Origin of the sequence: Flavobacterium aestuarii, assembly GCF_040049115.1 — a bacterium.
Taxonomy (GTDB): domain Bacteria; phylum Bacteroidota; class Bacteroidia; order Flavobacteriales; family Flavobacteriaceae; genus Flavobacterium; species Flavobacterium aestuarii.
In genome coordinates this window covers 1-1,026 of the sequence record NZ_JBDLZZ010000048.1, presented here as the reverse complement: position 1 = coordinate 1,026, position 1,026 = coordinate 1, and the positions used below count along the sequence as shown (strand labels likewise).

Genomic DNA, 1,026 nt, shown 5'->3' with positions numbered 1-1,026 from the left:
AGACGGTATTTTGGAGACAAACTCTTTGACAGACTAGTAATTGCGAATATAACAGGTGCATAAACGGATAATCAGAATCTTTAAACATCCTAATTAACTACCTGCGGATTTTAGGTATTATTATAGAAGCCCCCATGAATAAATCGCTCATCATTTTCGGCATCGTCAACATAACCTCGGACAGTTTCTCCGATGGAGGCCGGTATCTGGCGCCAGACGCAGCCATTGCGCAGGCGCGTAAGCTGATGGCCGAGGGGGCAGATGTGATCGACCTCGGTCCGGCATCCAGCAATCCCGACGCCGCGCCTGTTTCGTCCGACACAGAAATCGCGCGTATCGCGCCGGTGCTGGACGCGCTCAAGGCAGATGGCATTCCCGTCTCGCTCGACAGTTATCAACCCGCGACGCAAGCCTATGCCTTGTCGCGTGGTGTGGCCTATCTCAATGATATTCGCGGTTTTCCAGACGCTGCGTTCTATCCGCAATTGGCGAAATCATCTGCCAAACTCGTCGTTATGCATTCGGTGCAAGACGGGCAGGCAGATCGGCGCGAGGCACCCGCTGGCGACATCATGGATCACATTGCGGCGTTCTTTGACGCGCGCATCGCGGCGCTGACGGGTGCCGGTATCAAACGCAACCGCCTTGTCCTTGATCCCGGCATGGGGTTTTTTCTGGGGGCTGCTCCCGAAACCTCGCTCTCGGTGCTGGCGCGGTTCGATGAATTGCGGCTGCGCTTCGATTTGCCGGTGCTTCTGTCTGTTTCGCGCAAATCCTTTCTGCGCGCGCTCACAGGCCGTGGTCCGGGGGATGTCGGGGCCGCGACACTCGCTGCAGAGCTTGCCGCCGCCGCAGGTGGAGCTGACTTCATCCGCACACACGAGCCGCGCCCCTTGCGCGACGGGCTGGCGGTATTGGCGGCGCTGAAAGAAACCGCAAGAATTCGTTAACTTTTCGGTGGCCAGTAAGGAAATCGAGCGAGGCAAGGGTACACGTGGCCGGGGAGCCGAGGGAAAGCAGAACGTT

The 1,026-nt window shown here is 57.4% G+C and carries 1 protein-coding gene; it reads left to right on the top strand.

The window, feature by feature from the left end:
* Positions 1–134: 134 nt before the first annotated feature.
* Positions 135–950 carry a sulfonamide-resistant dihydropteroate synthase Sul2 gene (gene sul2, locus ABEG11_RS19005; RefSeq protein ID WP_001043260.1) on the top strand — a complete coding sequence of 272 codons (816 nt, stop codon included), beginning with the start codon at positions 135–137 and terminating at the stop codon, positions 948–950.
* Positions 951–1,026: the final 76 nt, after the last annotated feature.